General features: G+C 73.2%; 22 protein-coding genes, 2 tRNA genes and 1 pseudogene. 8 read left to right on the forward strand and 17 right to left on the reverse strand.

The window, feature by feature from the left end; genetic code table 11:
* The first annotated feature begins 10 nt into the window (after positions 1-10).
* Both PV343_RS21075 and PV343_RS21080 read left to right on the forward strand, forming a co-directional pair.
* Entirely contained in the window at positions 11-478 is a 468-nt protein-coding gene (locus tag PV343_RS21075) for a DUF3592 domain-containing protein (protein ID WP_319148511.1), read from the forward strand.
* 40 nt (positions 479-518) lie between these two features.
* Positions 519-2,185 (forward strand): annotated as a pseudogene (locus tag PV343_RS21080) (AMP-binding protein).
* On the opposite strand, the gene PV343_RS21085 reads toward PV343_RS21080, so the two are convergent.
* From PV343_RS21085 to ehuB, 6 genes are all read right to left on the reverse strand, one after another.
* Positions 2,151-2,224, reverse strand: a tRNA-Lys gene (locus tag PV343_RS21085). The pseudogene PV343_RS21080 and the gene PV343_RS21085 sit on opposite strands and share 35 nt — an antisense overlap.
* Before the next feature lie 87 nt (positions 2,225-2,311).
* Positions 2,312-3,070: an IclR family transcriptional regulator gene (locus tag PV343_RS21090; RefSeq protein ID WP_319148512.1), complete on the reverse strand. Its 759-nt coding sequence runs from the start codon at positions 3,068-3,070 to the stop codon at positions 2,312-2,314.
* 210 nt (positions 3,071-3,280) lie between these two features.
* On the reverse strand, positions 3,281-4,063 hold the full coding sequence (gene ehuA, locus PV343_RS21095) for an ectoine/hydroxyectoine ABC transporter ATP-binding protein EhuA (RefSeq protein WP_319148513.1): 783 nt from the start codon (positions 4,061-4,063) through the stop codon (positions 3,281-3,283).
* Positions 4,053-4,703 (reverse strand): ectoine/hydroxyectoine ABC transporter permease subunit EhuD, encoded by a 651-nt coding sequence (gene ehuD / locus PV343_RS21100; protein ID WP_317443541.1) that lies wholly within the window; start codon positions 4,701-4,703, stop codon positions 4,053-4,055. Before ehuD ends, ehuA begins: the two co-directional genes overlap by 11 nt.
* On the reverse strand, positions 4,700-5,419 hold the full coding sequence (gene ehuC, locus PV343_RS21105; protein WP_319148514.1) for an ectoine/hydroxyectoine ABC transporter permease subunit EhuC: 720 nt from the start codon (positions 5,417-5,419) through the stop codon (positions 4,700-4,702). Before ehuC ends, ehuD begins: the two co-directional genes overlap by 4 nt.
* Complete coding sequence (gene ehuB, locus PV343_RS21110; protein ID WP_319148515.1) at positions 5,416-6,342, reverse strand: ectoine/hydroxyectoine ABC transporter substrate-binding protein EhuB; 927 nt, start codon at positions 6,340-6,342, stop codon at positions 5,416-5,418. Before ehuB ends, ehuC begins: the two co-directional genes overlap by 4 nt.
* A 47-nt stretch (positions 6,343-6,389) precedes the next feature.
* On the opposite strand from ehuB, the gene PV343_RS21115 reads away from it, so the two are divergent.
* Positions 6,390-6,884, forward strand: coding sequence for a DUF3830 family protein (locus PV343_RS21115; RefSeq protein WP_319148516.1), 495 nt, complete (start codon positions 6,390-6,392; stop codon positions 6,882-6,884).
* Here the strand turns inward: PV343_RS21115 and PV343_RS21120 are convergent.
* On the reverse strand, positions 6,865-8,253 hold the full coding sequence (locus PV343_RS21120; RefSeq protein ID WP_319148517.1) for an amidase: 1,389 nt from the start codon (positions 8,251-8,253) through the stop codon (positions 6,865-6,867). The genes PV343_RS21115 and PV343_RS21120 overlap by 20 nt on opposite strands.
* 30 nt (positions 8,254-8,283) lie before the next feature.
* A complete protein-coding gene (locus PV343_RS21125; protein WP_319148518.1) occupies positions 8,284-9,237 on the reverse strand; it encodes a D-2-hydroxyacid dehydrogenase in 954 nt (317 codons plus the stop codon).
* A 122-nt stretch (positions 9,238-9,359) separates the two neighbouring features.
* Between PV343_RS21125 and PV343_RS21130 the strand changes: the two genes are divergently transcribed.
* The 3 genes from PV343_RS21130 (at position 9,360) to PV343_RS21140 (ending at position 12,125) form a co-directional block, all read left to right on the forward strand.
* Entirely contained in the window at positions 9,360-10,217 is an 858-nt protein-coding gene (locus PV343_RS21130) for a decarboxylase (protein ID WP_319148519.1), read from the forward strand.
* On the forward strand, positions 10,214-10,945 hold the full coding sequence (locus PV343_RS21135) for a decarboxylase (RefSeq protein WP_319148520.1): 732 nt from the start codon (positions 10,214-10,216) through the stop codon (positions 10,943-10,945). The genes PV343_RS21130 and PV343_RS21135 overlap by 4 nt, the downstream gene beginning before the upstream one ends.
* 91 nt (positions 10,946-11,036) lie before the next feature.
* Complete coding sequence (locus PV343_RS21140; RefSeq protein ID WP_319148521.1) at positions 11,037-12,125, forward strand: LLM class flavin-dependent oxidoreductase; 1,089 nt, start codon at positions 11,037-11,039, stop codon at positions 12,123-12,125.
* Here the strand turns inward: PV343_RS21140 and PV343_RS21145 are convergent.
* On the reverse strand, positions 12,104-13,909 hold the full coding sequence (locus PV343_RS21145) for a putative bifunctional diguanylate cyclase/phosphodiesterase (protein WP_319148522.1): 1,806 nt from the start codon (positions 13,907-13,909) through the stop codon (positions 12,104-12,106). The genes PV343_RS21140 and PV343_RS21145 overlap by 22 nt on opposite strands.
* A 365-nt stretch (positions 13,910-14,274) precedes the next feature.
* On the opposite strand from PV343_RS21145, the gene PV343_RS21150 reads away from it, so the two are divergent.
* Positions 14,275-15,489, forward strand: a complete 1,215-nt coding sequence (locus PV343_RS21150; protein ID WP_319148566.1) for a M6 family metalloprotease domain-containing protein — start codon at positions 14,275-14,277, stop codon at positions 15,487-15,489.
* Between the two features lie 171 nt (positions 15,490-15,660).
* Here the strand turns inward: PV343_RS21150 and PV343_RS21155 are convergent.
* From PV343_RS21155 to PV343_RS21185, 7 genes are all read right to left on the reverse strand, one after another.
* Positions 15,661-15,734: transfer RNA gene (locus PV343_RS21155), tRNA-Lys, on the reverse strand.
* The gene (locus PV343_RS21160) at positions 15,725-16,300 is read right to left on the reverse strand and encodes a bifunctional DNA primase/polymerase (protein ID WP_319148523.1); all 576 of its coding nucleotides are present in this window, start codon (positions 16,298-16,300) and stop codon (positions 15,725-15,727) included. Before PV343_RS21160 ends, PV343_RS21155 begins: the two co-directional genes overlap by 10 nt.
* 113 nt (positions 16,301-16,413) lie before the next feature.
* Positions 16,414-16,785: a hypothetical protein gene (locus PV343_RS21165; protein ID WP_319148524.1), complete on the reverse strand. Its 372-nt coding sequence runs from the start codon at positions 16,783-16,785 to the stop codon at positions 16,414-16,416.
* A gap of 85 nt (positions 16,786-16,870) precedes the next feature.
* Positions 16,871-18,208 carry an AAA domain-containing protein gene (locus tag PV343_RS21170; protein ID WP_319148525.1) on the reverse strand — a complete coding sequence of 446 codons (1,338 nt, stop codon included), beginning with the start codon at positions 18,206-18,208 and terminating at the stop codon, positions 16,871-16,873.
* Positions 18,205-19,845: a hypothetical protein gene (locus PV343_RS21175; RefSeq protein WP_319148526.1), complete on the reverse strand. Its 1,641-nt coding sequence runs from the start codon at positions 19,843-19,845 to the stop codon at positions 18,205-18,207. Before PV343_RS21175 ends, PV343_RS21170 begins: the two co-directional genes overlap by 4 nt.
* Positions 19,836-21,023 carry a hypothetical protein gene (locus tag PV343_RS21180; RefSeq protein ID WP_387954118.1) on the reverse strand — a complete coding sequence of 396 codons (1,188 nt, stop codon included), beginning with the start codon at positions 21,021-21,023 and terminating at the stop codon, positions 19,836-19,838. Before PV343_RS21180 ends, PV343_RS21175 begins: the two co-directional genes overlap by 10 nt.
* A complete protein-coding gene (locus PV343_RS21185; protein ID WP_319148527.1) occupies positions 20,920-21,864 on the reverse strand; it encodes a phosphatase PAP2 family protein in 945 nt (314 codons plus the stop codon). Before PV343_RS21185 ends, PV343_RS21180 begins: the two co-directional genes overlap by 104 nt.
* A gap of 206 nt (positions 21,865-22,070) precedes the next feature.
* On the opposite strand from PV343_RS21185, the gene PV343_RS21190 reads away from it, so the two are divergent.
* Positions 22,071-22,667 (forward strand): histidine phosphatase family protein, encoded by a 597-nt coding sequence (locus PV343_RS21190; RefSeq protein ID WP_020940250.1) that lies wholly within the window; start codon positions 22,071-22,073, stop codon positions 22,665-22,667.
* A gap of 33 nt (positions 22,668-22,700) precedes the next feature.
* Here the strand turns inward: PV343_RS21190 and PV343_RS21195 are convergent, their stop codons facing one another.
* The gene (locus tag PV343_RS21195; protein ID WP_319148528.1) at positions 22,701-24,191 is read right to left on the reverse strand and encodes a hypothetical protein; all 1,491 of its coding nucleotides are present in this window, start codon (positions 24,189-24,191) and stop codon (positions 22,701-22,703) included.
* Positions 24,192-24,438 lie beyond the last annotated feature (247 nt).

Below are 24,438 nucleotides of genomic sequence, written 5' to 3' on the forward strand. Positions count from 1 at the left end.
GGGGAACCTCATGTTCGAACTGTTCTTCTACCTCGTGCCCACCCTCATGATCGCGGGTGCCGGCTACTTCGCGTTCCGGCTGGTCCACCGCGCCCGGCGGATCAGCCGCACGTGGGCGCACGGGCTGACGGCCGAGGCGCGCTGCCTGCGGATGTACACCACGACCAGCGGGGGCGGCGGGGACACGTCCGTGCACACGAGCGTGCACCGCGTCTACGAGTACACCACCCGTGAGGGTTCCCAGGTCCGGTTCGAGGAGGTGGGCGGTCCCGCCACCGTCCTGGAGGGCGACTTCGTCACCGTGCGGTACCTCCCGGAGCAGCCCCGGCTGGCCACCGCGATCCCGCCGTCCCGCGGCAGGCTCGCCACCGAGTCGGGCTGCCTGCTGGCCTTCCTCGGCGTGATCATCGTCTTCTGCCTGGGGTTCATGGCCGTCGCGCACGCGATGTTCGCGGAGGCCGGCGGACTGATGCCGTGAGCCTCCACTTCTGACGCCATGTCAGTTACCGTGCCCGGTCATGACGTCCACGACGGGCACGGTCGCCGAGCTGGTGGCGGCGCGGTGGGGCGACCACCGGCCGGGGATGTGGTGCGAGGACCGGGTGCTCACCCACCACCAGGTGGCGGCGGGCGCGGCCGCCCGGGCCGCGCTGCTGGCCGACCTGCTGCCGTCGGGCGCCCCACCGCACCTGGGGGTGTTGCTCGACAACACCGAGGAGTTCCCGCTCTGGCTGGGCGCCGCCGCCCTCGCCGGGGCCGCCGTCGCCGGCGTCAACCCCACCCGCCGGGGCGCCGAACTGGCCCGGGACATCCTGCACACCGAGTGCCCGGTCCTGGTCACCGAGCGGGCCCGGCTGCCGCTGCTGGCGGACCTGGAGCTGCCGGGCGTACGGGTCCTCGTGGCGGACGGCGAGGAGTACGGCGCCCTCCTCGCCGGCTACGCGGGAGCGGTGCCCGACCCGTCCGGGGCCACCCCCGCCGACCGGCTGCTGCTGTACTTCACCTCGGGTTCCACCGGCGCGCCCAAGGCCGCGATCTGCTCCCAGGGCAGGCTGGCGGCGGCCGGGCAGGCCCTGGTGCGGCAGTTCGCGGTGGGCGCGGACGACGTGCACTACGTCTGCATGCCGATGTTCCACGGCAACGCGGTGATCGCCGACTGGGCGCCCGCGCTGGCCGCCGGGGCCGGGGTGGCGCTGCGCCGGCGGTTCTCGGCCTCCGGGTTCCTCGCGGACGTGCGCCGGCACCGGGCCACGTACTTCACCTACGTCGGGCGGGCCGTCCAGTACCTGCTCGCCACGCCCGCCCGGCCCGACGACCGGGACCATCCGCTGCGCACGGGCTTCGGCACGGAGGCCGGGGCGGCCGACGCGGCGGCCTTCCAGCGGCGGTTCGGGGTGCGGCTGGTGGAGGGGTACGGCTCGTCGGAGGGCGGGGCGGCGATCCAGTGGGCGCCCGGCACCCCGGCGGGCGCGGTGGGACCGGCGCGGCCGGGCCTGGTGGTGCTCGACCCGGCCACGGGGCGGGAGTGCCCGGCGGCCGTCTTCGGCACCGGCGGGCGGCTGGTCAACGGGGACGAGGCCATCGGCGAGCTGGTGAACCGGGGGCCCAGCCCCTTCGAGGGGTACTGGCGCAACCCGGAGGCGGAGGCGGAGCGGCGGCGCGCGGACGGGTACTGGACCGGCGACCTCTTCTACCGGGACGCCCGGGGGTACCTGTACTTCGCCGGGCGCGGCGACGACCGCATCCGGGTCGACGGGGAGAACCTGGCCGCCGCGGTGATCGAGAACATCGTGGCCCGGTACGAGGGGGCGGACGCGGTCGCCGTGTACGGGGTGCCGGACCCGGTGACCGGGGACCAGGTGATGGCGGCGGTGGCCGGGCGGTTCGAGCCGGCCGGCTTCGCGGAGTTCCTGCGGGCCCAGCCCGACCTCGGGACGAAGATGGCGCCCCGGTTCGTGCGGGTGCTGGAGCGGATGCCGGTGACCGCGACGAACAAGATCCACCGGGCGGTCCTGCGCCGGGAGGGGTTCCGGTGCGCCGACCCGGTGTGGTGGCGGCCGCCGGGGGAGGACGTCTACCGGTTGTTGACCACGGAAGACACGGAAGACGCCGAAGGGCCCCTCGCCTTCGCGAGGAGCCCTTCGACATCGTGCGCCGCCAGGGACTCGAACCCCGGACCCGCTGATTAAGAGTCAGCTGCTCTAACCAACTGAGCTAGCGGCGCATGACTCTCGCCTTCCGCTTCTCGCGGCCGGCGACGAAGAAAATAGTACCTGGTCCGCGAGGGTGCTCGTGACCACTCGCCGGCCACTCAGAGCGTGAGCGAGAGGAGCACCGGCGCCGCGCTCCGGTTCAGCGCGTCCGCCGCCTGGCGCAGGCGGTGGGCGTGCTCGACCGGGAGGGACAGTGCCAGGCAGCCGACGGACGAGCCCGCGGTGATCGGGACGGCGGCGCAGACGGTGCCGATCGCGTACTCCTGGAGGTCGAGCACCGGGACGGTCGGCGGCTGGGACTCGAGCCGGGAGAGCAGCAGCTTGTCGCTGGTGATGGTGCGCGAGGTCAGACGGGCCATCTTGTACCGGGAGAGGTGGTCGCGCCGCCCGTTGTGGTCGAGCTGGGTCAGCAGGCTCTTGCCGACCGCCGTGGCGTGCGCGGAGCAGCGGAAGTCGACCCACTCGTTGACCGCAGGGGTGCCGGGCCCGGCGGCGTACTGGGTGACCCTGACCTCGCCGTCCACGTACCGGCTCATGTAGACGGCCGCGCCGACGGAGTCCCGCAGCCGGTCCAGGGTGTGCTGGAGCTTCTCGCGCAGGGCGCGCTCGCGGTCGTGCGCCGAGGTCAGACGGCGCAGGGTCTCACCGGTGAGGTAGGCCCCGTCCGCGATCTGCTCGACGTAGCCCTCGCGGCGCAGCATGCGCAACAGGGTGGTCAGCCGTTCGGGTTCCAGACGGGTGCGGCGGCCCAGCTCGGTGTCGGTGACGCCGGCGGGGTGACGGGCCACGGTCTCCAGGACGCGCAGGGCGTCCTGGGCGGAGTGGTTCGGGGTGGTCGGCTCGTGCATCAGCGCCACGGTTTCCCCCTGCGCTCGCCTGTCTGTGGCCGCGAGATCCGGTCGGCGGATCGCTACCACGATAACGGGCAAAGGGCGGTCGGGGAGAGGGGGTTGGCGAGATTGTGTCACTCGCCGTCCCCCTCCCAACTGGGCAGCAGACCCTCTGGCATATGCCAGCGTCATCACCCAGCGTCCGGACCTCGACTGTTCGGCCCTCACCCCTCGTAGTCAGAGGACCGCGCTGAGGAATTCCCGGGTTCGGTCGCGCTCCGGATCGCTGAAGATCTTCTCCGGCGAACCCGACTCGATCACCCGACCGGAGTCGAACATCAGTACCTGGTCGGAGATGTCCCGGGCGAAACCCATCTCGTGGGTCACGCACAGCATCGTGATGTCGGTGCTGCGGGCGATGTCCCTGAGCAGATCCAGCACTCCCGCGACCAGCTCCGGGTCGAGCGCCGAGGTCACCTCGTCCAGCAGCAGCACCTGGGGCCGCATCGCCAGCGCCCGGGCGATCGCCACCCGCTGCTGCTGGCCGCCGGACAGCCGGGTGGGCCGGGCGTCGCACTTGTCGGCCAGCCCCACCAGCTCCAGCAGCTCGCGCGCCCGGGCCTCGGCCTCGTCCCGGGACAGGCCGAGGACCCGCACCGGCGCCTCGGTGATGTTCCGCAGCACCGACATGTTCGGGAACAGGTTGAACTGCTGGAACACCATCCCGATCTTCTTGCGCACCTCCCGGACCTGCTTCTCCGGCGCCGGGAACAGCCGCTCCCCGTCGACGGTGATCGTGCCCTCGTCCGGCTTGGTGAGGGTCATCAGCAGCCGCAGGATCGTGGTCTTGCCCGAGCCGGACGGCCCGATCAGGGTCACGTGCTTGCCGGGGGCGACGGAGAAGTTCAGGTCGTCCAGGACGGTGTTCGCCCCGAAGCGCTTGGTGACCCCCTCCAGACGGATCACGTCGGTGGGCGGGGCGTCGGTGACCGACGACTTGGTTCGGGTCTCAACGGACAAGGCGTCGCTCCAGGGCTCGCAGGAGAAGGGAGGCCAGGTAGGAGATGAGGATGAAGGCCACCCCGATCACGGTCAGGGGCTCGGTGAACTGGAAGTGCTGCTGGGAGAAGAGCCGGGCGTGGCCGAGCATCTCCAGCACGGTGATCACCATCAGCATCGGCGTGTCCTTGAGCATGGAGATCACGTAGTTGCCGAGGGCGGGCACCACCCGGCGGATCGCCTGCGGCAGGATCACCGCGGTCCAGGTCCGCCGCCGGGGCAGGTTCAGCGCCGTCGCCGCCTCCCACTGGCCGACCGGGACGGCCTCGATGCCGGCCCGGTAGACCTGCATCGTGTACGTCGAGTAGTGCAGACCGATCGCGAAGACCCCGGTGGCCAGCGCGGAGAAGGTGAGGCCCCACTCCGGCAGCACGTAGAAGAGGAAGAACAGCTGCACCAGCAGCGGGGTGTTGCGGACGAACTCGGTGACCACCCCGACCGGCCAGCGCACCCACCGGCTGGGCGTGCGCATCAGCAGCGTCCACACCAGGCCCAGGGTGAAGGACAGCAGCGAACCGAGGGCCAGCACCTGCAGGGTGACCAGCAGCCCGTCCCAGAAGTCCGGCATGAAGTCGCTCACGGCGTTCCAGTCCCACTTCATGCGACTCCACCCCCCACTCCGGTCGTCTCGGCCCGCTTCAGCTCATGCGCCGCGGATCGCGGCGCGGGTTCCTTGCCGACCCCGGGCTTCAGCCGCTTCTCCAGACCGCGCATCAGCCGGGTCAGCACGAAGGCGATCGCGAAGTAGATCAGCAGGACGTACGTGTAGATCTCCGCGCTCTGCTGCAGGGCCAGCCGCACCAGGTTGGCGCTGAACGTCAGATCGCCCATGCCCATGACCGACACCAGCGCGGTGCCCTTGAGCAGCTCGATCAGCAGGTTGGAGAACGGCGGGATCATCTCCGGCACCGCCTGCGGCAGCAGGATCAACCGCAGCCGCTGGGCCGGGGTGAAGCTGAGCGCGACGCCGCCCTCCTTCTGCGCCGGGTCGACCGCGTTCAGCGCGCCGCGCACGATCTCCGAGCCGTACGCGCCGTACGTCAGCCCGAGCGCCAGCGTGCCCGCCCACAACGGCACCAGCTGCCAGCCGAAGGCGACCGGCAGCACGAAGAACACCCAGAAGATCACCACCAGTGCCGAGGTGCCACGGAACACCTCGGCGTAGAAGCCGGCGAGGAAGCGCACGATCCACAGCCGGTGGGTGCGCGCGACACCGACGACGAAGGACACCACGGCTGCCAGCAGCGCGCTGAACACCAGCAGTTGGACGGTGGTCCAGACGCCCTTGAGTACCAGGTCCCAGAGCCCTGAGGTCATCCGCGGCAGAGCTCCTTCGCGGTCATGTCCGTCATCTCGGCCTCGGTGAAGCCGAAGGGCCGAAGGATCCGGAACAGCTCCCCGCTCTTCTTCAGCTTGCGCAGCTCGACGTTGAAGGCGTCCCGCAGCCGCGTCTCGGTGGGCCGGAACGCGAACGCCCCGCCGTCGACGTGCGGTTTGCCCTTGACCAGCGGGGCGAACGGCTTGGTGGCCTCCGCCTTGCCCGACTTCTTCACCACCTCGCGGACGGTCAGCGCCGTACCGGCGAAGACGTCGACGCGCCCGGCCTCGACGGCGTTCAGCCCGGCCACCTGGTCGGGGACGATCAGGATGTCGCTCTCCTTGTACCCGGCCTCCACCGCGTACTGGATCTCCGCGTACCCGGTGCCGGTGGCGAACTTCGCCTTCTTCGCCACGACGTCCCGGTAGGAGTGCAACCCCTTCGGGTTCCCCTTGCGGACGATGAACGCGTCCAGCATCTGGTAGTCCGGATCGGCGAAGATCACCTGCTCGCAGCGCTCGGCGTTGACGTACATCCCGGCGGCCACGACGTCGAACTGCTGGGAGTTCAGCCCCGGGATGAGCGAACCGAACTCCGTCGGCACCGGCTGCACCCGGGCCACCCCGAGCCGCTTGAAGACCGCCTTCGCCAGCTCCGGCGCCTCACCGGTCAGACGGCCGTCCTTGTCGATGTACCCGAAGGGGATCTCGCCGGCTATCCCGAGCCGTACGACACCCTGTGCGCGCAACCGGTCGAGCAGGTCGCCGCCGTTCTCGTCCGACGCCGACGCCACCCGTGCGCAGCCCGTGGCGCCCAGCGCGCCCAGGGCGCCGAGCGCCGCGGCACCGGCGAGCACCGAGCGCCTGCTGTGTCTGTGTTCCGACCGGATCGTGTGCACGTCGTTCCCAAGTGGTGGAGCCATGGCGGCGCGGCTACCCAAGCGCTCCCGTCCTATGCACCCTTGGTTCCATGGCCGATCGATTCGTCACCGTCTCGCTCGACAGCCGTGACGTGCACTGCACGGCACGACTGCTGGACGACCTCGCGCCCCTGACCTGCGCGGCAGTGTGGGAGGCACTGCCGCTCGGGGGCGACGTGTACCACGCGAAGTACGCGCGCAACGAGATCTACGCCCTCTTCCCGCCCCTGGCCTCCACCGAACCCCCACTGGAGAACCCGACGGTCACCCCGATCCCCGGCGATCTCTGTTACTTCTCCTTCGCCGGCGCCGAACTGGGCACGCGGGCCTACGGCTACGACCGGGAGGTCGGGCCGGGCACCACCGTGGTCGACCTGGCCCTGTTCTACGAGCGCAACAACCTGCTGCTCAACGGCGACGTGGGCTGGGTGCCCGGGATCGTCTGGGGCCAGGTCGTGTCCGGTCTGGAGGCGATGGCCGAGGCCTGCAACGACCTGTGGCGCACCGGGGCTGCGGGGGAGACGCTCAGCTTCCGGAGAGCGTGAGGTCCGCCCCGTACAGGGCGTGCGAGGCGCGCAGCACCAGGTCGTCGCGGTGCCGGGCGGCGACGACCTGGAGCCCCACGGGCAGCCCGTCGTCGTCCACGCCGACCGGGACCGTCGCCGCCGGCTGCTGCGTCATGTTGAACGGGTAGGTGAACGGGGTCCACCCGGTCCAGCGGCGCAGCCCGGAGCCCACGGGGACCTCCCGGCCCGCCTCGAACGCCGTGACCGGCAGGGTGGGCGTGACCAGCAGGTCGTAGCGCTCGTGGAAGCGGCCCATCCGGCGGCCGAGGTCCATGCGGACGTCCACCGCGGCCAGGTAGTCCAGCGCGCCGAGCCGCGCGCCCTGCGCGCAGATCTCGCGCAGACCGGGGTCGAGCAGCCGCCGCCGGTTCGGCGAGAAGCTCTGGGTGAGCCGGGCCGCGCCGCTGAACCACAGGGTGTGGAAGGCGTCCACCGGGTCGCTGAAGTCCGGGTCGGCCTCCTCGACGTACGCGCCGAGGTCGGCGAGGCCGGCCACCGCCCGGCGCACGGCCGCGGCGACCCCCGGGCGGACGGCCACCTGCCCGCCGAGGGTCGGCGAGTAGGCGACCCGCAGCCCGTGCACGCCCTCGTCCAGCGCCGCCGTGAACGACTCAGGCGGCGGGGGCAGCGCCGACCAGTCGCGCGGGTCCGGTACGCCGATGACGTCGAGCAGCAGCGCCGCGTCGGCCGCGTCCCGGGTCATCGGGCCGACGTGCGAGAGCGTGCCGAACGCGCTCGCCGGATACAGCGGCACCCTGCCGTACGTCGGCTTCAGCCCGAAGATCCCGCAGAACGCGGCCGGGATGCGGATGCTGCCGCCGCCGTCCGTGCCCAGCGACAGCGGGCCCGCGCCCAGCGCGACGGCCGCGGCGCTGCCGCCGCTGGAGCCGCCCGCGGTGCGCGAGGGGTCGTACGGGTTGCGGGTCACCCCGGACAGCGCGGAGTCGGTGACCCCCTTCCAGCCGTACTCGGGTGTCGTGGTCTTGCCCAGGAACACCGCGCCGTGCTCCCGCAGCCGGGCGACGGACGGCGCGTCCTCCTCCCAGCGCCCCTGCTCGGCGATGGTCTTCGAGCCGCGCAGCGTCGGGTGGCCGCGCAGCAGCAGGAGGTCCTTCACCGTCACCGGCACACCGTCGAGCAGCCCGGCCGGCTCCCCGCGCCGCCACCGCTCGGCCGACTCCCGCGCCCGCGCGAGCGCGTCCTCCTCGGTGAGCCGCGCGAACGCGTTGACCTCCGGCTGGATCCGCCGCGCCCGGAGCAGGGCCTGCTCGGTCGCCTCCACCGGGCTGAACTCGCCCTTGCGGTAACCGTCGAGAAGCTGGACGGCGGTCAGTTCGGTGAGCTGCATACACCCTCCCGGGGTGTCAGTGACGGCGTGTCAGTGACCGGGCACGTATCCGCGTTTCTTGTCGACCACGTTCCGCAGCGGCCGGCCGGCCGCCCAGCGCTCGTACAACTCCACGAACTGGGAGCCCAGTTCATCGCGCCAGCCGACCGTGTCACCGCTCATGTGCGGGGAGACGATCAGCCCCGGCAGCCCCCACAACGGGCTCTCCTCGCCGAGGGGTTCGGCGGCGAACACGTCGAGGGCCGCACCCGCGATCCAGTGCCGGCGCAGCGCCTCGGCCAGGGCGTCCTCGTCGACGAGCCCGCCGCGGCCGACGTTCACGAAGACCGCCGAGGGCTGCATCACGCCGAACCGGCGGGTGTCGAACATGCCGTACGTCTGCTCCGTCAGCGGCGCGGCGGAGATCACCCAGTCGGCGCGGGAGATCAGCCGGTCCAGGTCGCCCGGTCCGTGGATGCCGGTCCGCGGCACCCGCCCGACCAGCGCCGTCGTCACGTCCAGCGCCTTCAGGGTGCGGGCGATCGCCCGGCCGATCGGCCCCGAGCCGATCACGCACGCGCGGGTGCCGGCCACCCTGCGGGTCTCCCGGTGCCGCCAGGTCCGCTCCCGCTGGAGCTCCAGCGTGCGCGGCAGGTCTTTGGCCACCGCCAGCACCAGGGCGGCCACGTACTCGGCGATCGGCTGGTCGAAGATGCCGCGCGCGTTGGTCACCACCGTGTCGGAGACGGCGAGTTCCGGACACATCAGGTGGTCCACGCCCGCGCTCGCCGTGTGCACCCAGCGCGGCCGCGGGCCCGTCCCGGGCCAGGCCCGCCGGACCGCGTGCGAGGCGAAGTCCCACACCAGCAGCACGTCCGCCGCCGGCAGCCGCTCGGCGAGGCCGGCCGCGTCGGTGTGCTCGATCCGCGCCCGGCCGGTGAGGCGCCCGAGGCGGGGCGGCGGGTCGGCGTCCAAAACCAGGAGGGTGGGCAGGGTCGGCGTCATGCGGGCGGCTCCGGGCGTCTGACATGCGCGGATTGACCACGCTCGCACCCGAACCTACCTTCGTCAACACGGGCGTACGACGACCCTTCCCTCGTCTCCCAGCGTGAGGCCGGTGCCTTGCCATGGACGTCTCCTTCCTCGGCGGTCCCCGCCCCCAGCGGGGTGTCGGTGTCGTGGCCCCCTTCGACTTCGCCCTAGACCGCGAGCTGTGGCGCTGGGTCCCGGACGAGGTGTCCCTGCACCTGACCCGGACCCCGTTCGTGCCGGTCGAGGTGAGCCTGGACCTGGCCCGGCTGGTCAGCGAGCACCGGACGCTCGGCGAGGCGGTGCGGGCCCTGAGCGCCGTCGCGCCCGAGGTCGTCGCCTACGCGTGCGCCTCCGGCAGCTTCGTCGACGGGATCGCGGGCGAGCGGGCCATGTGCGCGGCGATGACCGCGGCCGGCGCGCTGCCCTCGGTGACCACCTCCGGCGCGCTGCTGGAGGCGCTGGCCGAGCTGCGGGTGCGCAGGGTGGCCCTCGTCACCCCCTACACGGTGTCCGTCACCCGGGCCCTGGAGCAGTACGTCGCCGAGGCCGGGGTGCGGGTCACCGGCCGCGCCTTCATGGGGCTCACCCGGCACATCTGGCGGGTTCCCTACCGAGAGGTGGTCGCCATGGCCCGGCGCGCGGTCCGCCCCGGCTCGGCCGAAGCCCTGTTCATCTCCTGCACCAACCTGGCGACGTACGACGTCATCCCCCAACTGGAGGCGGAGCTTCGCATACCGGTGCTCTCGGCCAACCAGGTCACGATGTGGGCGGCGCTGCGCCGACTGGGTACCCGAGCCGTGGGGCCCTATCAGGCGCTGCTGGACGAAGCCGCGCGTGACTGGCCCTCACTGCCGGAAGGAGCGCACGACCCGCAGAACCGGCAAGACCCGCAGAACCCGCAGAACCCGCAGAACACGCAGAGAACGAAGGAACACGGAGAAGGGCTGACATGACTGCACTGGGCTTCCTCTACCCGGGCCACTCCGGCGAGGACGACTATCCGCGCATCGAGCAGCTCCTGGGCAGCGACATCCGCCTGGACGTGGTGCACACCGACATCGGAGAGGACGCGCACCGGGTGGACGCGCTGCGCGAGATGGGCTCGGCCGAGCGGCTCGCCGAGGGCATGGAGGGGCTGCGGCTGTCCGGGGCCGACACGGTGGTGTGGGCCTGCACCAGCGGCAGCTTCGTGTACGGCTGGGAGGGCGCCCAGGAGCAGGTGCGGACCCTGGCCCGGCTGGGCGGGATGCCCGCCTCCTCGACGTCCTTCGCCTTCGTGCACGCGGCCCGGGAGCTGGGCGTCCGCCGGGTCGCCGTGGGCGCGACCTATCCCGAGGACGTGGCCGCTCTGTTCGCGGACTTCCTGCGGGCGGGCGGTGTCGAGGTGGTCGCCACGCGCTCGTCCGGGGTCGTCACCGCGGCGGAGGTCGGGACCTGGGGCGAGGAGGAGGTGCTGACGCTGGCCCGGTCCGCGGACGGCCCGGACGCGGAGGCGGTGCTGCTGCCGGACACCGCGCTGCACACGGCCGCCCACCTGTCCCTGCTGGAGAAGTCGCTGTCGAAACCGGTGCTCACCGCGAACCAGGTGTCGGTCTGGGAGGGGCTGCGGCTCGCCGACCGGCGGGTGAACGCGCCGACGCTCGGCACGCTGTTCACCAGGGAGCCCCTGGTCCAGGCCTGAGCCGGCCCCGGGAATAAACGGAGACAGCCTCCTGTTAGCAGGCCGTACGACAGCGCACGACCGTCCACGGCCACAACAGGAGGCACCTACCGTGTCGGCAGACGAGATCAGGGGCACGACGCACGGGACCGCCCCCGTCCCCCTCTCCGTACTGGACCTGGTGACCGTCGGCGCGGGCAGCACCGCAACCGACGCCCTGCGCACCAGCGTGGCGCTGTCCCGGCTCGCCGAGTCGCGCGGCTTCCACCGGTACTGGGTGGCCGAGCACCACTCCATGCCCGGCGTCGCCTCCTCCTCGCCCGCCGTGATCCTCGCCCACCTCGCCGCGCACACCGACCGCATCCGGCTCGGCTCGGGCGGCGTCATGCTGCCCAACCACGCCCCGCTGGTCATCGCCGAGCAGTTCGGCACGCTGGAGGCGATGGCCCCCGGGCGGATCGACCTCGGCCTCGGAAGGGCGCCCGGCACCGACGGCGCCACGGCCGCCGCGCTGCGCCGCACCGACACCCTCGACGAGGGCGCCGACGACTTCCCGCAGCAGCTCGCCGAACTCACCCGCTTCCTCGACGACGACTTCCCCGACGGGCACCCCTACCGGCGCATTCACGCGATCCCCGGCCCGGTGCAGGGCAGCACCCCCGGCGGGCTCCAGTCCCCGCACCGCCCGCCGGTCTGGCTGCTCGGCTCCTCCGGCTTCAGCGCCCGGCTGGCCGGCCTGCTCGGACTGCCCTTCGCCTTCGCGCACCACTTCTCCGCGCAGAACACCGTCCCGGCCCTCGACCTGTACCGGCAGACCTTCCGGCCCTCCGAGGTGCTGGACGCGCCCTACGCCCTCATCGGCGTCTCCGCCCTCGCCATGGACGACGAGCGGGAGGCCCGGCGCCAGGTGAAGGCCGCCGCGCTGAACATGCTCCGGCTGCGCACCGGCCGCCCGGGTCTCTTCCCCGACCCGGACGAGGCCGAGAAGTACGAGTTCAGCCCGATGGAGGAGGACTTCGTGGCCTCCTGGACCGGCAACATCGTGCACGGCACCGCCGAGGAGGTGCGCTCCGGCCTCGACGCCCTGCGTGAGCGCACCGGCGCCGACGAGCTGATGCTCACCTCGCACGCCCACCGCGGCGAGCAGCGGCTGCGCTCCTACGAACTGATCGCCGACGCCTACGGCTTGCCCACCGCGTAGGTCCGGTCGCCCAGCAGCTCGGAGATACGATCCGGCGGCACCGGCCGGGAGTACAGCCAGCCCTGCCCGGTGTCGCAGCCGATCCGGCGCAGCCGCGTGGCCTGCGCCGAGGTCTCCACGCACTCCGCGGTCACCGTCAGCCCGAGCCGGTGGGCGAGCTGGATCATCGCCTCCACGATCACCTCGTCGGCCGGGTTCGGCGGCACGCCCTTGGCCGCCTCCTCGTACTGGAAGCCGCGCACGAAGGAGCCGTCGAGCTTCAGGACCTTCACCGGCAGCCGGCTCAGATAGGCCAGGTTCGAGTAGCCGGTGCCGAAGTCGTCGATCGCGATGCGCACGCCCATGTCGCTGAGGGCCTGCAGGGCCTGGAGCGGACGGCCCGCCGAGCCCATCACGGCCGACTCGGTCAGCTCCAGCTGGAGCAGATGCGGGGCGAGCCCGGTCTCGGCGAGCGTCTCGGCCACGTCCGCGACCAGGTCCGAGTCCCAGACCTGGCGCACGGCGACGTTGACGCTGACGAAGATCGGCGCTTCGCCGGGCCGGTCGAGCTGCCAGCGGCGGGCCTGCCGGCAGGCGGTCGCGAGCGCCCAGCGGCCGAGCTGGACGATCGAACCGTCCTCCTCGGCCAGTCCGATGAACCGATTCGGCGTCAGTGTGCCGAACTGAGGATGATTCCAGCGGACCAACGCCTCGACCCCGCTGAGCCGTCCGTCCTCCATGCCGACCAACGGCTGGTACTCCAGGGCGAATTCGCCGCGCTCGATGGCGAGGCGCAGGGTGGAGGAGAGCGCCTGACGGGTGATCCGGTGCGCGTTGCGCTCCGGGTCGAACAGCGTCCAGCGGCCCTTGCCGTCCGCCTTCGCCCAGTACAGCGTCGTATCCGCCGCCTGCATCAGGCCGGTGGCGGTGGTGCCGGCCGCGTGCCGTTCCACGACACCGATGGAGGCGGTGAGCGACAGCCGCTGCCCGGCCAGGTCGAAGGGTTCCTCCAGCGCCTTCAGCGCGGACTCGGCGAGGTCGGCGACCTGCTCGGTGCCCGTGGAGTCCTCGACCAGCAGGGCGAACTCGTCGCCGCCGAGCCGGGCCACCAGCGGGGTGCCGGCGCGCGCGTACCCGGCCTCGTCGGCGACCCGGGTCAGCCGCTCGGCGACGGCCGCGAGCAGCCGGTCGCCGACGCGGTGGCCGAGGGTGTCGTTGACCGCCTTGAAGCCGTCCACGTCCAGGTAGCACAGCCCGATCCGGCCGGTGCCGCTCTGCTCGTACGACTCCGCCTCCAGCGCGGCCGAAAGACGCTCGAAGAACAGGGTGCGGTTGGGCAGCCGGGTCACCGGGTCGTGCATCTGCAAGTGCCGCAGCCGCGCCTGGAGTTCGCGGTGCGCACTGACGTCGGCGACCGACAGCAGGACGCCGGGGCCACCGCCCGCCAGCGGGGCGACCGTGATCTGCGCCCACACCGAGTGCCCCTCGGGGTGCTTCAGCCGGCGGGTGCAGCGCAGCGTGGCCTCGCGGCCGCTCAGCACCTCGCGGTAGGCGTGCCAGGTCCGGGTGTCGGAGGCCAGGTCCACCAGGTCGGCGGCGGGCCGCCCGGCCAGCGCGTCCGGGTCGGCGCCGAGGAGCTCGCCGAAAGCGGCGTTGGCGCTGACGACGAGGCCCTCGCCGTCGACGACGGCCATGGAGAGCGGGGCGGCCGCGAAGACACGATGGTAGGTGTATTGGTCACTGTCTGTGACGGCTGACCGGTCGAGGTCTGCCGCGGGCGTCGGCCCTTCGGACGTTCCGCTCACCGCTCGCTCCCGCAGTGCACTCGATCTCGGTCCGTGCCGGAAAGTGTGCCGATCATAGAGGCTGGCCCCGGGGCCTTCCAGCCACTCGCCAGTGTCCCGGACAGACCACAGGTTCTGACAGATCGTTTCTGCCCGCACCTGGACGGGTTCTTCAGCCCCCCGACCAGTTGTGACGTTCCGTGAGTGTTTCGGGGTGTCGATGGCCGACGTACGCCGGCGCGCAAACGGGCGCACTCACCCTTCTGGTTCAGGCAAACAGGACGAATGCCAACGAAGTCGCACAGTCTGGATGCGGTGTCCCGCGAACCGCATCCGGAGGTCCTTCCGTGCCCAAGCTGCGCAGCACCGCCGCCGTGGCCACCACGATGTCGGCGCTCGCCGCGACCTCGATCCTCACCGGCCCGTCGGTCGCCGAGCCCTTCTCGACGGTCCCGTGCGCCCTGCACCGCACCGAGGCCCACCACTCCGAGGGTGTGGACACCTGGAACGCCGGCTACACCCGCCCGGCCGGCATACTCGACGCCGTCATGATCTTCCTGTCGTTCCCGGACGCCACGCCCCGCACCACCCCGGCCGAGCTGGCGGCCGACCACTTCCCGGCCACCAGCCGCTACTTCGCACAGGCCTCCTACGGCAGGTTCACCCTGCGCCCGCATCCGCTGCGGCACTGGCTGCGCATGCCGCGCCCGTCGACCGCGTACGCCATAAGGCGCGACTGGGGCGCGGACGACCGCGCCGCCTACCTGCGGGACGCCTTCGCCGCGGCCGACCGGGAGGTGGACTTCTCCCGCTACCCGGTCGTCTACTTCGTGGCCGACCCGGACGCGCCCGGTGTCGACTCGGACGCGACGAAGGTCGTCAACCTCGACACCCCTGTGCGCGTGGACGACACGGACGTACGGCGGGTCGTCACGGTGTTCGAGAAACATCCGCCCGACCGTCTGGTGCTGGCTCATGAGACCGGCCATGTCTTCGACCTCCCCGACCTGTATCACCGCCCGGTCGACGGCAAGGGCGACTGGGACACCTATGTCGGCGACTGGGACCTGATGGGCAGCCAGTTCGGACTTTCCCCGGATCTGTTCGCCTGGCACAAGTGGAAGCTGGGATGGCTGGATCCGCGCCAGGTGGTGTGTGTGCGCGGGGCGGGTCCGACCCGGCTGACCCTGGAGCCGCTGGCCGCCGGCCCGGGCGTCCCGGTGCAGGGCACGGCCGGCGCCCCGGCCTTCGGTCTCGGGCACGGTGTCAAGCTGGCGGTCGTGCGCACGGGCCCCGACAGCGCCCTGGCCTTCGAGGCGCGCGGCTCGGCGGGCAACGACCGTGCGGCCTGCCGGCAGGGTGTCCTGGTGTACCGGGTGAAGGGCGGCGCGGAGTCCGGAGGCGGCCCGGTCCAGGTGGTCGACGCGCATCCGCGGACGGAGGCGTGCTGGGAGAACTCGGTCTACCCGCCGCTGGCCGACGCCCCGGTCGCCCTGGGCGAGAGCTTCACGGTCCCGGGAAGCCGGGTGAAGATCGAGGTGGAGAACCGCACCACATCAGGAGCCTGGACGGTCAAGATCACCCCGGCCCTCACCGGCTGACCCTCCCGGGAGAGGGTGCCCGCCCCCCGGAGCCCTCCAGAAGAGAAGGCCCGCCCCACATAGACGGGGGTGTGGGTGGCGAAGCCCCCACGAAGCGCGGCGAAGCCGCACAAAAACAGAGATGGCGAGACAGGTTCGCGCTTCCGCGAACACGTCTCGCCATCGTCATCGTGCGCCGCCAGGGACTCGAACCCCGGACCCGCTGATTAAGAGTCAGCTGCTCTAACCAACTGAGCTAGCGGCGCCTGCTGACGTCGTAGACCTTAGCATCATGGTCGGCGGGAGGAAAAATCGAAATCCGTACGGCCGCGCGGGCTGCCCGTACGGTCGCCCACAGCATGACCTCGGGCCCGGGCAGCCAGGGGTGACGGGTGTCGGGGGCGACCAGCCAGCGGCAGCCGCCGGAGCCGGGGGACTCGCCGCCGTCGAGCGCCGGGACGGTCACCGCGTCCCCCGTGCCGTGGCAGAGCAGGGCCGGCACCGCGTCCGCCCGCTGGGACCCCCACTCCTCCCAGGCCATCAGCGAGGGCAGCCGCTGGGCCGTGCCGGGGGCGGCGAACAGGAGCGTGCGGCCCCGGACCACCGCGACCGGGCCCGAACCGGGCCCGTCGTCCCACAACCGGTCCAGCATGCGGCGCCCGAAGACCGCCGGGGCGCTGATCACGTCGAAGGCGGTGCCGCAGGGCAGGACCAGCGGCGCGTCCGGGCGCTCCCGCCACAGGGCGAGCGTGCTTCGCGGATACGTTCCTGCCGAGGCGAGCCAGGCGGCCCCTTCGGAGGTGGCGCGGGTGATGTGCGGAGTGCTGCTCATGCCGACTACATCTACCGGCAGTGAGCGGCCGGTTCTCCTGTGTTGCGGAAATTCGGGACAGGAGGGAGAAGGGAGGAGTATCTTGCCCGCCTGGCATATGCCAGACGGGAGGGTCAGACCGGATCGACGGGCGTCCGGCCCTCCGTGTCGACCCCCCGCATCAGGTCCCTGCCGAACTCCACCATCTTCTTCGCGTAGTCCTCGGTCCACTCCGCCCGCTCGGCGATGTCCGCCGCGGTCAGCCGGTCGAACCGGCGCGGGTCGGCGAGCTGGGCCGCGGCGATGGCCTGGAACTCCACCGCCCGGTCGGCCGCCGCACGGAACGCCTGGGTCAGCTCCGTGGCCCGGGTCAGCAGCGCCCGAGGGTCGTCGATCGACTCCAGGTCGAAGAAGTGCTCCGCGTCGCCGGCCGCCTCCGCGGGCTCGAAGAGCAGGGGCGCGGGGCGTCGCCGCGGTTCGTGCCGACGCGGCGTGGGCTCCGCCATGTCTTCATCTCCTCCTCGTACGGTTCCGTGTGCGCCGCCTCGCGGCGGGCCACCGTCCATTCTCTCGCGCGGGCGCAAGGGGACGTCAGGGCCGCCAGCCGACCCGGTGCTCCGCGAGATGCGCCAGCACCGCGTGGTTGGCCTCCCACCCGTCCGGGAACTTCACCAGCGTGCCGAGCTGGACCGGTTCCGTGGACGGGTAGTCGTCCAGCAGGTCGCCCACCCCCGCGCGGCAGACCACGATGCAGGCGTGCCGGTGGCGCGAGGCCAGGACGCACAGCCGGCCGGTCTCCAGGTGGAAGGCGGTGGCGTCGGGGCGCCCGGACAGCGGGTGCAGGACCACCGTGACGTCGTACTCCCGTCCCTGGAGGCGGTTGGCGGTGTCGACCGTCACGTCGGACACGCCCAGGTCGGCCAGGGCCGCCCGGACCGCCGCCGCCTGGTCGCGGTGGGCCGTGCCCACCGCGACGCGGTCGGCCGTGAGCGGGGCGGGGTCCGGCGAGCGCTCGGAGACCGCCGCGCCGCCCCGGTCCAGCAGCCGGCGCACGACCGCCGCCACCGCCCGCACCGCCTCCGGGTCCGTGCGCGGGGTGTGCCGGGCGGGCAGCTCCAGCAGGCCCCAGCCGGACTCCGCCGCCTCGTCGATCACCCGGTCGGGGCCCGAACCGTCGGAGGGCACGGCGAAGGCCAGCCGGCGGTCGCCGTGGCCGGTGCCGCTGCGGAACGGGGTGTACGGGTAGAAGGCGTCCGAGACCAGCGGGGCCGCTGACGCGGGCAGCCGCCAGGAGACCGGCAGCCGGTGCTGCGGGAGCTGCGGGTTGTGGGCCAGCAGGGTGGTGACGGCGGAGGCCGAGGGGTCGTACGACAGGCCCGCCCACTGCTCGCTGCCCACGATCGCGAACGGGTCGAGCTGACCCGGGTCGCCCACGAACAGCGCCCGCTCGAACAGGCCGGCGACGGCCAGCAGCGAGTCCGAGCGCATCTGGTACGCCTCGTCGACGATCGCGTGCCGCCACGGTTCGTCCACCTTGACGTGCGCCCACTTCGCCGCGGTGGACAGCACCACCGGCAGGCCGGCCAGATCGGCCGCCTTCGCCGACGTACGCACGGCGGGCCGCTCGTCCAGCGCCTTGTCGTACGCGTCCGCGTCGCTGCTGTGCAGCCGGCCGACGGGCAGGTCGGGCGCCTTGTCGGCGAGCCGCAGCACCAGGTCGTCGACCTGGGCGTTGGTCTGCGCCACCACCATCAGCGGCCGGCCCGCACCGGCCAGCTCCAGCGCCGCGCGGACCACCAGCGTGGACTTGCCGGCCCCGGGCGGAGAGTCCACGACCACACCCCGCTCGGTGCCGTGCAGGGTGTCGCCGAGGATGGCGTCCGTGGCGCGTGCCGCCGCCTCCGCTGGGTCGAATCCGACCGTCGTCACAGGACGTCCTCCCCGGTCACTCGGTCGGGTGCCTCCGGCACCGCCTCGCCCGGCGGGCCGCCGTGCGTCCACGGCGTCTCCTCCGGATCGGGCAGCTTCGCGCCGCCGCGCTGCTCGTGCTCGAAGAGCGTGAAGCAGACCGCGTCGCCCTTCTCCGGCACCGAGCCGGCCTCGGGCTCCTTGCCCCGGCCCATCTTGTCCACGATCCGCAGCACCAGCAGGCCGTCCTCCGGATCGCCCGCGTGACCGGCGAACTCCGCCGCCTGGGGTCTGCCGCCCAGCGAGCGGTACACCTTCGCGCGCTCCGCCAGATGCGGCCGGTCGTCCGTGCGGACCGTCACCAGCGGGCGCGGGCTGGGCCGCCTCCCCTCGCTGTACGCCATGACGACGTCGATGACCTCGCCCGCGAACGCCTCGCCGGCCAGCCGCCGCTCCGCCATCACCAGCGGGTCGTCCAGCGCCTCCTGCGCCTCGAGGCGGGCCTGCTCGCGCTCGCGCGTGGCCAGCTTGTTCGCCGCCGTCACCGCGTCGTCGCGGCGCGGCTGCGGAGGCTCGCCCGCCAGCACCCGGTCGCGGTGGCCGGTGAACGACCAGCGGTCCCGCGTCCAGCGCTCCTCGACGTGCCCGCCCTCCGGCAGCTCCCGCAGCAGGTCCAGGCCCCGCCACACCGCGTCCCAGGTGGGCCGCGTCCGGCTCGCGACCAGATCGCGGATCCGCTGCTCGGCGTCGGTGAGCGCGGCCAGCCGGTCGTCCGCCTCCAGGGCGTCCTCGGCCGAGGCCAGCGCGGTGCGGGCACGGTCGTAGCGCTCGATGGCCGGGGCCAGGAGCTTGTTGTCGAACGCCGGGTCGGTGGCCGGTCCGGCCGGCGGGCACAGGAGCTGGCCCTCGGCGTCCCGCGCGAGCTCGGCCCGGCGGGCCGCCTCGGCCCCGGTGCCCCGTCCGGCGCCGCCCGGGTCCCGCTGCCCGGGGACGGCCGCCGCCGGCGGGGTGTCGATCCAGGCGAGCAGCGCGCCCAGGTGCTGGTCCTCCAGGCCGGACTGGCCGGTCGCCCAGTGCCGGGACAACAGGTCGGTGAGGGCCACCAGCAGGGAGGAGCCCGGCACCCGGGCCCGCTCGCCGTAGTGGGTCAGCCAGCGGCCGAGCAGCGGCACATGGGGCGGCGCCGGGTGCGGCGCCTCCGGGTCCTGCTCGGCCGTCCGGCGAAAGCGCATGGAGCGGCCGAGCAGCCGCACGAAGTCCAGGCCCGCGCGGCTCGGCACGATCAGCTGGGGCGCGTCCGCGCACAGCTCGACCTCGACCTTGACCCGCTTGCCGGTCTCCGGATCGGTCTCGGTGCGCTCGGCCGCCTCGACGTTTCCCGCGTAGGAGTCGACGTACGGCAGCACCACGTCGGCCAGTTCGGCGAGGAACGCGAACCGCAGGTCGCGGTCGCGGGGCTGCGGCACGACCAGCAGCCGCGGCGCGTCCCGGTCGGTGCCCACCAGCGCGCCGAGCGGGGCGCCGGCCTCACCGGCGGTGGTGAGCGGCACGAACACCAGGGGGCCGCCCGACAGGTGCCGGTGGCGGACGGTCGCGGCGGGCTGGGCCCGGCCGGTGCTGACGGCCTCGAGCCGGGCGAGGGTGGCGATCAGGGACAAGGGGCCACCTCCCGGGCGTGCGCCAGGGCCTGCGCGCGCAGGGCGGCCGCCCGGCGCAGGGCCGCCACCGCCGGGTCGTCGGGGTCGCCGCTCTCGCCGCGGGCCGCGGCGAGCACGTCCTCGACCGTGGCCAGTCCGCCCAGTTCGGCACGGAGCGGACGGCCGAGCGGGGTCACCGCGCCGGCCTGCCGGGAGCGCTCCCGGCAGTGGAAGGCCAGTTCGCAGGCGGCCAGGCAGTCGGGCGCGTACGACGCCGGGACCGCCTCGACGGCCGCCGTCAGCTCCTCGGCGGAGCGGTCCGGCGCGAAGCAGGTGCCCTCGGGCAGGGCGGCGGCGATCTCCTCCACGCGGGTGAGCCGGGCCAACTGGCGGGCGGTGACCGCACGCTGCTTGCGCACGTCGACGGCGGAGGCGGTGGGCAGGTTGGAGAAGTCCTTCGGGCACACCAGCAGCACCCGGTGGCGCACCGCGGGGGCGGGGTCGAGACGGGCCGCGACCTCCTCGAGGGCCAGCACGTACACCGCCGCCTGCCGGGCGGCCGCGCCCACCTTCGCGGGGTCGGCAGAGCCGTCGAGCATCGGGAAGGACTTGATCTCCACGACCGTCCAGCCGCCGTCCGGGTGCACCACCACCGCGTCCGGCTCCAGGAACGCGAGCGAGCCCGCCACGTCCAGCGCCAGCATCGGGTGGTCGAGCAGCGTCCAGCCGCCCGCCCGCACGGCCTCGCGCAGCGCCAGCGCCGTCCGGGCCGTGCGGCCCTCGGGGCCGGGCGCGGACAGGTCGGGGACCGCCGCGCCCGCGGGCGGCTCGGCACCCGGGTCGAGGCGGGAGTGCACCAGCCGCAGCAGCTCCGCGCCGCCGTCGGCCTTCACCTTGGCCTCGAACGCGTTGCCCCGGGTCAGCGCGAACTGCGACTGCCCGAAGCCCGACGGCGCGCCCAGCGCGCTCGCCAGGGCCGCCTTGTCCACCCCGGCGCCGTCCAGGATCGCCCGTCTGCGGCACCCGGGGTTGGCGGCGAGCGCCGCGAGGGCACGCGCGTCCAGGGCCTTGGCCGCTACGTCGGGACCGCGCAGCTCAGCGAGCCGCTGCCGGAGTCCCGTCCCCCGCGTCTCGGGGGACGGCGTCCGGTTCGGCCGCGGATGCGAGCCGCGACTCGCGCTGCCGTGGAATTCGCTCACCCGCGGAAGTCTGGCATCCGTCACTGACAATCGGGGAACCCGCGTCCGCCGGGGCCGGTGCGGCCGCGGTGACCAGGCGGGCCCGCAGCAGATCCGCCGCACGCATCACGCGCGGCGCGAGCAGCAGGCCCACGCCCATCACGGCCACGCCCGCCACCGCGTCCAGGAAGTAGTGGTTGGCGGTGCCCATGACCACCAGGGCGGTCAGCAGCGGGTAGGCCACGGCGCACACCTTGGTCAGGCGCGTGCCGCCGAAGCGCCACAGCATGATCCCGCACCACAGCGCCCAGCCGACGTGCAGGCTCGGCATCGCCGCGTACTGGTTGGTCATGCCGCCCATACCGCGCGGCGCGCTGGCCTCACCGCCCCACCAGCCGTACGAGCTGTAGTGGGCCATCGTGTCCACGAAGCCGTGCCCGGCCGACAGCAGCCGCGGCGGGCAGGTGGGCAGCAGGGTGAAGCCGATCAGGCCGAAGAACGTGGACGTCATCAGCCAGGTGCGGGCCGCTCGGTAGTGCTCGGCCCGGGCCCGGAACAGCCAGATCAGCACGGCGGGCGTGACCACGTAGTGCAGCGAGGCGTACCAGAAGTCCGCCGGCACGCCGAGCCACGGCTCGCGCGTGAACAGCCGGTTGAGCGGGTGCTCGGCGTTGAGGTGCAGGGCCTTCTCGAACCGCAGGATCGCCAGTCCGTGGTCGACGGCGGAGGAGACGTCGCCGCGGGCCAGGAGACGGCCGGCCGTGTAGCAGCCGTAGACCAGCAGGATCAGGGGCAGCTCGGTCCACCAGCGCAGCCGGGTCCGCGGGGCCACCTCGGTGCCCGGTGTCTCGGTCTGCGCCATCCGATCGCCCTCCCCCTTCTGCTGTGCGCCCCGGCGGGCGACCGTGCCACCTTACGGTGTCCACATCCCGGCCGTGCGGCCGCTTCAGCACTCAAAGACGCGGACACCGCCCGGCGGGTTGCCCGTGTCCGGGGTGAGCGATGATGGAGGTATCCCGCCTCTAGTTCCCCGGCGCCGCCCGGCGTCCGGCTCCGGAAAGGTCTCCCATGGCACCGCGCATCCTGCTGGCCCGGCATGGACAGACGGAATGGTCGCTGTCCGGCAAGCACACCGGCAGGACCGACGTACCGCTCCTGGAGGAGGGTCGTCGCGGGGCCAAGCTGCTCGGCGAACGGCTGCACCGGGCGCCGTTCGAGGGGCTGCCCGGGGTGGAGGTGCGCACCAGTCCGCTGGTCCGCGCGCGTGAGACGTGCGAACTGGCCGGGTTCGGTGAGCGTGCCGCGACCTGGGACACGCTCATGGAGTGGGACTACGGCTCCTACGAGGGCATGACACCGGCCGAGATACAGGCGGTGCGGCCGGGCTGGCTGATCTGGCGGGACGGCGTCCCCGGCGGCGAGAGCCTCGCCGACGTCACCGCGCGCGCGGACGAGGTCGTGGCATGGGCCCGCTCGGCCGACCGTGACGTGCTGGTCTTCGCCCACGGGCACATCCTGCGGTCCATCGGCGCGCGGTGGCTCGGCCTGCCGCTGGACTTCGCGGCCCGCGTCCGGCTGAACCCGACCTCGCTGTCCGTGCTCGGCTGGGCCTACGGGGAGCCGGCGATCGAGAGCTGGAACGACCTGGGGCACCTGGCGGCCTGACGGGCCGCGCGCGGCCGCCCGCGCCCCGGTCCGCTACGCCCGCCCGGTCCTCGGCAGGGAGGCGTGCCGGTCGAGGAACTCCGACACCCCGGACGCCCGCCGGTGCGGCAGCAGCACCCGTGCCGTCCCGGCCAGCATCGTCTGGATCCGGGAGGACTGGACCTGGTCCAGCAGGCCGAGCACGCGCAGCGCCGCCTGCGCCGCCTCGTCGGGGCGTCCCTCACGGGCCAGGTCGTCGGCGAGTTCGGCGGTGTAGAGGGCGATGTTGCGGGTGAAGTGGGGGTCCTGGAGGTCGGCCGCGCGGCGGGCGTGCCGGGACGCGCGCCGCCAGTCGCCCAGCGTCGACCAGCACTGCGCCTCCAGACCCTCCAGCTCGGCCTCTCCGTAGAAGCTCATCCACTCGGGGTCGGCGTCCGAGTGGCCCCGCTCGAAGAGGGCCTGGGCACGGGCCAGCGCCTGTTCGCAGCCCGCGCGGTCGGCGAGCCCCGCCCAGCCGCCGGCCTCCCGCAGCGCGAGCAGGGACATCAGACGGGCGGAGCCCAGCGGGCGGCCGGCGCGCTGGGCGGCCTGCGCGGCGCGCACCGCCTCACGGGGGCGGCCGGTGTCCCGGGCCAGGAACGCGGTGTTGCAGAAGGCGTGGGCCTCCAGACCCGGGTCGCCGGTCATCCGGGCGGTCGCGAGCGCCTCCGCGTAGTGCGAGCGCGCGTCGTCGAAGCGGCCGGAGTCATGGGCCAGCCAGCCCACGGAGATGGCGAGTTCACCGGCGCCGGAGTGGAGCCGGTCGGCGGTCGCCAGCCGGGTCGCGCCTGCGTCCAGCAGCGCGTAGGCGGCGCGCAGCGGCGCCGCCGCGCGGCGGTAGAGGCCGTCGGCGCCGTGCCGGTCGTCGAGCAGCCGGATGCGGCGGACGGCCTCCTCCAGGGCGGTCGCCTCGGAGCTTCCGGCGCGGCGGGCCGGCCGGACCGCCGCCGCGGCGCCGGTGGCGAGCCCCAGCGGGCTCAGCGTGGCGGCGGCCACCGTGGCGCCTCCGCCGGTCATGAATGCGCGACGCAGCACGTCGCTCTCCTCGTGGTTCAGGGGGTCGTTCTCGTACGGTTCGTACGGTTCGTCAGGGTCATGCGGGTGGTACGGGTCCTGCGGGTGGTGCCGGTGGTCCTCCGTGTCATACGGCTCGTGCGCCCCTCGCGTCTCAGTGGTGCCGAACGCCCCGGGCGGGTCCGCGGCCGTGCGCGCCGAGCGTCCGCGGACGGACGAGCGCGGCGCGAAGCCGAGGTCGGTGAGCGTGCGGCCGGGGAACATGTGCAGGAACACCCGCTCGTACGCGTAGTTGGGGCAACGGATCTCACCCGCCTCGACCCTGCCGACGTAGCGTGCGTCACAGCTCACCCGCTCACCGATCTCCCGCGCGGCCCGCCGCACCAGCGCGGCGAACTCGGCCGGTGAGCGCCGGCCGCGCAGCTGCCGGAAGGCGAGGTTCGGCCGGGATGGCCGTTCGGGCTGTGACGAGGTCTCGGTTGACGACGCCATGGCCGGTCCTCTCGTGCGAACCGTCGAACCATGCCGGATCCGGGGTGGATTCGGGCTGAGTTGTCCTGTGACACCCTGGTTCCGGCGAGCAAGAACGTACCGGCTGTGTCGGACCCGCCACGCAGTGTTTGGCTACAAACCGGATATCTCATCCACGATCTGCCATGAACTGCCATCCTTTGCGGCGCACATGCGCCGTAGCCGTTGACGCGCTCACGCGTTGAAGCGTGTGGACTGCAACAGGCGT

This window comes from Streptomyces sp. WI03-4A (genome assembly GCF_033792105.1).
Lineage (GTDB): Bacteria > Actinomycetota > Actinomycetes > Streptomycetales > Streptomycetaceae > Streptomyces > Streptomyces collinus_A.

Excerpts from the sequence above, each read along its gene's own strand:
- PV343_RS21075 (WP_319148511.1), top strand. The coding sequence starts at position 11 with ATGTTCGAACTGTTCTTCTACCTCGTGCCCACCCTCATGATCGCGGGT.
- ehuD (WP_317443541.1), bottom strand. The coding sequence starts at position 4,703 with ATGAAGTGGGACTGGAACGCCGTGAGCGACTTCATGCCGGACTTCTGG.
- ehuC (WP_319148514.1), bottom strand. The coding sequence starts at position 5,419 with ATGACCTCAGGGCTCTGGGACCTGGTACTCAAGGGCGTCTGGACCACC.
- ehuB (WP_319148515.1), bottom strand. The coding sequence starts at position 6,342 with ATGGCTCCACCACTTGGGAACGACGTGCACACGATCCGGTCGGAACAC.
- PV343_RS21115 (WP_319148516.1), top strand. The coding sequence starts at position 6,390 with ATGGCCGATCGATTCGTCACCGTCTCGCTCGACAGCCGTGACGTGCAC.
- PV343_RS21120 (WP_319148517.1), bottom strand. The coding sequence starts at position 8,253 with ATGCAGCTCACCGAACTGACCGCCGTCCAGCTTCTCGACGGTTACCGC.
- PV343_RS21125 (WP_319148518.1), bottom strand. The coding sequence starts at position 9,237 with ATGACGCCGACCCTGCCCACCCTCCTGGTTTTGGACGCCGACCCGCCG.
- PV343_RS21130 (WP_319148519.1), top strand. The coding sequence starts at position 9,360 with ATGGACGTCTCCTTCCTCGGCGGTCCCCGCCCCCAGCGGGGTGTCGGT.
- PV343_RS21135 (WP_319148520.1), top strand. The coding sequence starts at position 10,214 with ATGACTGCACTGGGCTTCCTCTACCCGGGCCACTCCGGCGAGGACGAC.
- PV343_RS21150 (WP_319148566.1), top strand. The coding sequence starts at position 14,275 with ATGTCGGCGCTCGCCGCGACCTCGATCCTCACCGGCCCGTCGGTCGCC.
- PV343_RS21160 (WP_319148523.1), bottom strand. The coding sequence starts at position 16,300 with ATGAGCAGCACTCCGCACATCACCCGCGCCACCTCCGAAGGGGCCGCC.
- PV343_RS21165 (WP_319148524.1), bottom strand. The coding sequence starts at position 16,785 with ATGGCGGAGCCCACGCCGCGTCGGCACGAACCGCGGCGACGCCCCGCG.
- PV343_RS21185 (WP_319148527.1), bottom strand. The coding sequence starts at position 21,864 with ATGGCGCAGACCGAGACACCGGGCACCGAGGTGGCCCCGCGGACCCGG.
- PV343_RS21190 (WP_020940250.1), top strand. The coding sequence starts at position 22,071 with ATGGCACCGCGCATCCTGCTGGCCCGGCATGGACAGACGGAATGGTCG.
- PV343_RS21195 (WP_319148528.1), bottom strand. The coding sequence starts at position 24,191 with ATGGCGTCGTCAACCGAGACCTCGTCACAGCCCGAACGGCCATCCCGG.